The sequence below is a fragment of the Paraburkholderia sp. genome (assembly GCF_026225065.1).
GTDB lineage: Bacteria > Pseudomonadota > Gammaproteobacteria > Burkholderiales > Burkholderiaceae > Paraburkholderia.
Map to the genome: position 1 here is coordinate 1 of NZ_JAMFSB010000036.1, position 7493 is coordinate 7493.

Here is a 7493-nt window from a genome sequence, read left to right on the forward strand (position 1 = left end):
AGGTATGCAGCAACATCCCGCGCATCGTTAGGATTACGTTCAGATGCGGTGCTTCACTCTCTGAAGCCCGCCCCGGCTTCACCGTCTCGACAATAAACCGCTTCTGCGGATCCGTCCCGGTGCCAACCCGCGCAAACCCGCGGAACCCACTGGCCGCGATCTCTTCCCGCGAAGCTGGATACTTCCCTTGGCTGTCCAGTTGCGACACTTCCAGCATGGCATCGCCCACTACCTTGCCATCGCCATCGAACACCTGGCCGACAATCGAAATATGCTCGCCGGCCGCTTCGTAATCAGCCACCGCCGCAGTAAAAAGACTCTTGAAATCAAAGTTGTACTGCTCAGGACACAGCCCATACGCGAAGTACGGTCCAACCGTTTGCGAAGGTGTTTGTTTGAATGCGGTCATGGCTTAGCGCTCCATCGGAGTTTCGTTAGGGCCGCGCAGCACGATGTCGAAATCGTAGCCGAGCGCGTAGGCTTCTTCGGTCGTATCCAGCGAGAAGCGCGACACCAGGCGCTCGCGCGCATGCTTGGGTGTGCCCTGGAAGATCGGATCGAAAGCCAGCAACGGGTCGCCGGGGAAATACATCTGCGTGACGAGCCGCGAACCGAAGTGATCGCCGAACAGCGAGAAGTGAATGTGATTCGGACGCCACGCGTTCGTGTGATTCCCCCACGGATACGCGCCGGGTTTGATCGTCAGAAAGCGATACCGGCCGTCGTTGTCGGTCAGACAACGCCCGGCGCCCAGGAAGTTTGGATCGAGCGGTGCGTCGTGCTGGTCGGCCTTATGCACATAGCGGCCGGCCGCGTTGGCTTGCCAGATTTCGACCAGCGTATTGCGTACCGGGCGGCCACCCTCGTCGAGCACGCGGCCCGCCAGGATGATGCGCTCGCCGAGCGGCACGCCGTTGCGTGCGGCATTGCGCGTCAGATCGTTGTCGAGTTCGCCGAGGTCTTCTGCGCCATACACCGGCACGCGCTGGTCGCGCAGCCGTTCCTTCAGCGGAATCAACGGACGTGTCGGGCCGCGCTTCACGGATGAACCGTAGCCTGGATACACGTGAGCGGGATGCGATTCGAAATCGCGCGGAGTGAGGATGGACTCGTCCATGGGGTGTCTCCTTGGATGAATTATGGGATGGCAAGCTATGTCGCGACTTTATCCAATCCGAGAAGTTATGAAAAATGACGTTTTCGCGCCTTTCGTATAACCTGTCGTTATGCAACGAAGCCTCGCGGATAGCCGCGTCAAATTCCGTCATCTCCAGTGTTTTCTGGCTGTCGCGCAGTTCGGCGGGGTCCAGAAGGCCGCTGAGAGCCTGTCTATCACGCAGCCGGCCGTCTCCAAGACGGTGGCCGAGCTCGAGGCCATTCTCGGCGTGAGGCTGTTCGAGCGCGGCCGCCATGGAGCCGTGATCACCCGCGAGGGGCAGCTCTTCATGCCGCACGCCAGCGCCTGCGTCAGCGCATTGCGGCATGGTGTCGATCTGCTGTCGCGGGCCGAAGGCGCGGCGTCGGCGACGCTGGAGATCGGCATTCTGCCCACTGTCGCGAGCGTACTGGCGCCGCCGGTGCTCAGGCTATTCGGTGTGCAATGGCCTCGCGTGATCGTGCGTCTTGCCACCGGCGCCAATTCCGAATTGCTGGAGCGTCTCAAAGCCGGTTCGATCGAATTCGCCGTGGGGCGTCTGGCTGATCCCGAGCGAATGGTCGGACTTAGCTTTGAGCAGCTTTTCACCGAGCCGCTGATCGCAGTGGTGCGCGCCGGGCATCCGCTCGAGGCGAGTGCAGGGCTGCCGGCGGCATTGCTCGAAGGTTTCACGGTAGTCGTGCCGCCGTTCGGTACGCTGATCCGGCAGTCCGCCGATAGTCTGCTGGCGGCGTGGGGCGTGCCGCCGCTTTCGGCTTTCGTCGAGGTGTTGTCGGTATCGACGGGCCGGGCGCTGGCGCTCGAGAACGACGCGGTCTGGTTCGTGCCGCAAAGCGCCGTCGAATACGAGTTGGCACATGGCATGCTGGTAAGGCTCCCATTGCCGTTTGCCGGGACCGGCGAGCCAGTCGGCCTGATCCGGCGCTCCGATACGCAGCCGTCGCCGGTGGGGCTGGCTCTGATCGATGCGCTGCGGACGGTCGCGCGGCAACGCATGGCGGATGCGGCTGCGGCGCCAGTCAAGTCCAGCGCCAGTGCAGCACGCGGGAGCGCCAGCGTCCGCGTCAACGTCAGCGCAGACACCAGCGCGCCAAAGGCGTCAAAGCGCCTCCGCAAGCCCGCCTGAGCTTGCTTCGGCCTCGCCAGGCTTGCTCAGCGAGTCACAGCCGCCAGTCCAGCAAAGTCACGCGAAAGTGAACTATTCAGTACAAAATGCAGTTGCGGGCTGCCCCGTCCCCGGTGTACAAACACGGTGCGAAAGTCATCGCGTAATTTGCGTAGTGCGTAACATCCCCAGGTTGCTGCGGCATTGCGCAATCGCGAAGGCCTGCGTACAACATCAGGAAGAGCGTCGGAACGTATGAACAAGGAGAGTGCCATGCCCAGCGACCTGCCCACTCCGGGCGACGCGATGCAGGCCGTATCGGACCCGGAGCACAATCCGCTCGGCACCGCTGGTCTCGAGTTTGTGGAGTTCGCTGCGCGCGATCCGCAAGCGCTCGGACAGACCTTCGAGCAACTCGGCTTCAAACCGATTGCGCGTCATGTTAGCAAGGATGTCACGCTATACCGGCAGGGCGAGATGAATTTCCTGCTCAACGCCGAGCCGGATTCGTTCGCCGCGCGCTATGCCGAGGAATACGGCGCGGGCGTCTGCGCTGTGGGCATTCGCGTCGCCGACGCACAGCTGGCGTTCAACCGGGCCGTCGAGCTCGGCGCCTGGGCCTTCGAAGGCGAGAAGGTCGGCAAGGGCGAACTGGTGATCCCGTCCATTCAGGGCATCGGCGATTCGCATATCTACTTCGTCGACCGTTGGCGCGGCCGGGGTGGTCTGCGCGGCGGGGTAGGCGACATCTCGATCTTCGACATCGATTTTCGCCCCATCGAAATCGACACCGCCCACGCCGATCTGAGCCATGCCGGCACGGGTCTGGTCGCCATCGATCATCTGACGCAAACCGTCGGCGCGGGCAGGATGCAGGAGTGGCTCGATTTCTATCGCGATCTGCTTAACTTCCGCGAGATTCACGAGCTGCACGCCAACTGGCATGTCGCTGCGGAATCGCGCGTGATGGTGTCGCCGTGCGGGGCGATCCGCATTCCGCTCTACGAGGAGGGCACGCAGCGCACGAGTCTGATGCATGAATATCTGCCGGATCATCCGGGTGAGGGCGTGCAGCATATTGCGCTAGCCACCGGCGATATCTTTGCCTGCGTCGAGCGACTGATGGCCAACGACATCGAATTCGTCGAACCGCCGTCGCGCTATTACGAGCAGATTGACGCCCGTTTGCCGGGGCATGGGCTCGATCTCGAGCGCCTCAAGCGCGGCCGGATTCTGGTGGACGGCGAGATCGGCGCTGATGGCGTGCCGCTGTTGTTCTTTCAGACGTTTGTGCGGCGCCGCGCTGGCGAGATCTTCTTCGAGATCGTACAGCGCAAGGGGCATCATGGGTTCGGCGAGGGCAATCTGAGCGCGCTCGCTAAGGCCCGTTGATCGACGTCTCGATCGCCAGACCAACCAGGAAGCGTCAACGAATGCCAGAGGGCGGGAAGCAGTCGCTCAGTCTTCGTCCGTCTCGCTGGCCAGCACGGGATTCGCTGTTCCATAAGCCGTCGCCTGCTCCAGCAGCCATTCGCGGAAGCTTGCTAGCGGCCGGCCGTGGCTGAGTTCGGTGGGATAGACCAGGTAGTACGCGGCTTCGGCAATCGCCGGCGCGTCGAACGGCACGATCAGCCCGAGCCGCTCGAACTGCGCATCCACGAAGAAACGCGGCACCAGCGCGATGCCAAGCCCCGCCGCTGCAGCGCTGATTAACATCGTATGCAACTCGTAGCGTACGCCCTGCATCGCGCGGTTATCGTCTACGGCCAGTTTCTCGAACCAGTTCGCCCAGCCATCCGGTCGTGTCGTCGAGTGCAGCAGCGGGTAGTCGAGCAGATCGGCGGGCGTGGTCACGGGCCGCTTTAGCAGACTCGCCGCGCAAACTGGAATGACCTCCTCGCGAAACAGAAAGTCCGCCGCCGTGCCGGGCCAGGTCGGCTTGCCGTAGTGAATCGCCGCTTCGAAGTGGGTCTCTGCAAACGGAAATGTGCCGGTGCGCACGCCCATGTTCACGCGGACGTCGGGATAGCGCGCGTTGAATTCGCCCATGCGCGGAATCAGCCAGTGCGACGCGAAGGTGGGCAGGGCGGCCAGTTCAAGGTAACCGCCGCCGCTGCCATGGGCGATGATCGAGAGCGTGTCGCGGTCGAGTCCTTCCAGCGCGCGGCGCACCTGAGCGCTGTAGACCTTGCCGGCCTTGGTGAGCACCACGCGTTGCTTGACCCGCACGAATAGCCGCACGCCGAGATTGCCTTCGAGCGTCGCGATCTGCCGCGAGACCGCGCTCTCGGTCAGAAAGAGTTCGCGTGCTGCGTGGGTGAAGCTTTCATGCCGTGCCGACGCCTCGAAAGCGAGCAGCGCGCCCATGTTGGGGATCTTGAACTTTCGCACGTTGATTCCGAAAACGCATCAAGTCTGAAGTTTATCTCGCTTTACGGCACCCGCGTGGATTTGAATAATTGCCGTCGAACGATGCCGTGCTTGCGTCCAGATGACGCGGCACCAGCGGATCCCCACTCACGCGCCGGCTCACGCAGCCCGCGCTCCGGAGAAACAACGTGCAGAACCTGCGAAATGCAAATGTCGAACAACTGCTGCTGAAACTGATCGGCGCCGAAAAGACCTCAGCGCTCTTCAAGACGCTGAATCATCCGCAAGTGCTCAATGAATGGGAACCCGGCGTGGTCACCCGCGCGGAGCTCGCGCAGGCGATGAATATGGTCTTGTTCGAAGACCTGCTGGCGCGCTCGACGAACGGTCGCGCTTACACGCAGGACGCGCTGGCCGCCGGCGGCAGCGTGTACTTCGATCACGGCGCGTTGCGCACGGTGCGTTGGGCGTCGAGTGGTGCTTTGCAGCCGGGCGAAGCCGCATTCGCGCGCATTTTGCGGCCGCTCGGTTTTCGCATCAACGGGCGCTATCCGCTCGATCGTCTTGGCATGACTGGCCGCGCATGGGCGCATGAGGATGCGCCCGATGAAATTGCCCAGTTCTTCGTCAGCGAACTGCATCCGGAGCGCTTCTCGGCTGAATTCCAGCAGGCGGTGACAAATGTGATCGGGACATCGCGCGATCCATTGACGCCGCTTGCCACGGCGCATCTTTGGGAACTCGAGCGTGAAGGTGTGCTGCCGCTCGCTTCGGCGCACGAATTGCTGCCGGTGATCGTGGGCGCGTTTGCGCGGCAACACGAGATGCCACGCGAGGCCGATTACGAAGTATTGTTGAAGGAGTCGGCGGAAATGGCGTGGATCGCCACCGAAGGCAATGCGTTCAACCACGCGACGGATCGCGTCGCCGACGTGTTCCAGCTTTCGGATGACGAAAAAGCCAAGGGACGTCCGATGAAACCGGAAGTCGAGCGTTCGCGTTCGGGCCGGGTGTTTCAGACCGCTTACCGGGCGGATATCGTGAAGCGCGAGTTTCGCGCGGCCGATGGCAGCACGGTGACGCGTGAAGTGCCGGGCTCATTCTACGAGTTCATCACGCGTAAGCGAACGTTCGATCAGGACACGCGCCGCTGGGAAACGGACCTGCGTTTCGATGCGGGTAACGCGCAGGGGATCTTCAAGATGACCGCCAGTCAGGCAGCCTGAATACGGCTTTGGACGGGGCGATTAGCAGGTCTATGAGCGTGCCGCGCTCATTCGCACGAGAGGATAGTCGAGGTGGAATCGTCAACCGATGAGACGCGGGTTAAAGCAGCCGGGACCACATCCGTAGCTACGCCGTTTCGTGGTACGGCAGCCGTCATGCAATCGCTCGAAGCCGATCTGCGACAGCATGTGCGCGGCGAAGTGCGGTTCGATCAGGCGTCGAAGGCGCTTTACTCGTCGGATGCGTCGAACTATCGACAGGTGCCGCTTGCGGTGGTCGTGCCGGCCAATGTCGACGATCTCGTCGCCACCGTCGCAGTGTGCCGGCACAACGACGTGCCGTTTCTGCCGCGCGGCGGCGGCACGTCGCAGAACGGTCAGTGCGTGAATGTGGCGGTGGTCGCGGACGCGAGCAAGTACGTGAATCGCGTCGTCTCGGTGGACCCGGCGGCGCGCACCGCGATCGTCGAACCGGGCGTGGTCTGCGACACGCTGCGTGATGCCGCGGAACAGCACGGCCTGACCTTCGCGCCAGATCCGGCCACGCACAGCCGCTGCACGCTGGGCGGCATGATCGCCAACAATTCTTGCGGCGCGCATTCGGTGATGGCCGGCAAGACGGTCGAGAATATCGAAGCGCTCGAAATCGTCACCTACGATGGCGCGCGCTTCTGGGTTGGTCCTACGCAGGACGATGAACTCGAACGCATCATTGCGGCTGGCGGTCGGCAGGGCGAGATATATGCGGCGCTCAAACAACTGCGCGATAAGTATGCCGACCTGATTCGCGCGAAATTCCCTCAAATCAAACGGCGCGTGTCAGGCTTCAATCTCGACCAACTGTTGCCGGAAAACGGCTTCAATGTCGCGCGTGCTTTAGTTGGGACTGAAGGCACGTGTGCGGTCACCTTGCAGGCGAAAGTACGGCTGGTGAAGAGCCCCGCGAAGCGCGTGCTGCTCACGCTTGGCTTCACGGATATATTTACGGCCGCCGACGCGGTGCCGCATTTCATGCATTGCGGGCCGATTGCTATCGAGGGGCTCGACCGGGCAATCATTCGCGGCCTGCAGGCGCGTGGCCTGAAAAAGGAAGAGATCGCGCTCCTGCCAGCGGGCGATGCGTGGGTCGTGCTCGAATTCGGCGCGGATACGCACGACCAGGCAGTGTTGCAGGCTCGCGCGGCGGCTGAGTATTTCGAATCGGGCGTGGCGGGGTCCGATGTTTCGATGGTGCTTGTCGAGGACCGTGCATTGCAGGCGAAGGTCTGGTCGATTCGCGAGACGGGGGCGTCGGCGGTCGCGCTTTCAGTTGACCCTGAGCGCCCCGATCCGATCGTTGGATGGGAAGACGCGGCCGTCGATCCTCTACGGCTCGGCGATTATCTGCGCGCTTTTCAGGCGATGGTCGATCGTTACGGTTACGAAACGAGCTTGTACGGCCACTTCGGCGATGGCTGCGTGCACGCCCGCATTACCTTCGATCTGCGTACGGCGGAAGGCATTGCAACATGGCGCCGTTTTCTGCGCGAAGCGGCGGAATTGGTGGTGGAGTTTGGCGGTTCGTTGTCGGGCGAACATGGCGATGGTCAGGCGAAGGCTGAGTTTCTACCCATCATGTATGGGCCTGAATTGATGC

General features: G+C 62.5%; 7 protein-coding genes. 4 read left to right on the forward strand and 3 right to left on the reverse strand.

Annotated features, from left to right (window positions below; genetic code table 11):
* Together pcaG and pcaH are read right to left on the reverse strand one after the other, a co-directional pair.
* The coding region (pcaG, locus tag M0954_RS02530) for a protocatechuate 3,4-dioxygenase subunit alpha (protein WP_297351468.1) at positions 1-409 on the reverse strand (409 nt) is incomplete at its 3' end.
* Positions 410-412: 3 nt separating this feature from the next.
* Positions 413-1117 (reverse strand): protocatechuate 3,4-dioxygenase subunit beta, encoded by a 705-nt coding sequence (gene pcaH, locus M0954_RS02535; protein ID WP_133893663.1) that lies wholly within the window; start codon positions 1115-1117, stop codon positions 413-415.
* Positions 1118-1226: 109 nt separating this feature from the next.
* Between pcaH and pcaQ the strand changes: the two genes are divergently transcribed.
* Complete coding sequence (pcaQ, locus tag M0954_RS02540; protein ID WP_297351470.1) at positions 1227-2282, forward strand: pca operon transcription factor PcaQ; 1056 nt, start codon at positions 1227-1229, stop codon at positions 2280-2282.
* Between the two features lie 252 nt (positions 2283-2534).
* Positions 2535-3653, forward strand: coding sequence for a 4-hydroxyphenylpyruvate dioxygenase family protein (locus M0954_RS02545; protein WP_297351472.1), 1119 nt, complete (start codon positions 2535-2537; stop codon positions 3651-3653).
* A gap of 66 nt (positions 3654-3719) precedes the next feature.
* On the opposite strand, the gene M0954_RS02550 is transcribed toward M0954_RS02545, so the two are convergent.
* Positions 3720-4652 carry a LysR substrate-binding domain-containing protein gene (locus tag M0954_RS02550; RefSeq protein WP_185090159.1) on the reverse strand — a complete coding sequence of 311 codons (933 nt, stop codon included), beginning with the start codon at positions 4650-4652 and terminating at the stop codon, positions 3720-3722.
* Positions 4653-4828: 176 nt separating this feature from the next.
* Here M0954_RS02550 and M0954_RS02555 point away from each other — a divergent pair, with 176 nt between their 5' ends.
* On the forward strand, positions 4829-5857 hold the full coding sequence (locus M0954_RS02555) for a DUF1338 domain-containing protein (RefSeq protein ID WP_297351477.1): 1029 nt from the start codon (positions 4829-4831) through the stop codon (positions 5855-5857).
* Between the two features lie 156 nt (positions 5858-6013).
* On the forward strand, positions 6014-7493 hold a 1480-nt coding region (locus tag M0954_RS02560; protein WP_297351475.1), incomplete at its 3' end, for an FAD-binding oxidoreductase.

Coding starts and splice junctions, on each gene's coding strand:
- pcaH (WP_133893663.1), bottom strand. CDS start 1,117: ATGGACGAGTCCATCCTCACTCCGCGCGATTTCGAATCGCATCCCGCT.
- pcaQ (WP_297351470.1), top strand. CDS start 1,227: ATGCAACGAAGCCTCGCGGATAGCCGCGTCAAATTCCGTCATCTCCAG.
- M0954_RS02545 (WP_297351472.1), top strand. CDS start 2,535: ATGCCCAGCGACCTGCCCACTCCGGGCGACGCGATGCAGGCCGTATCG.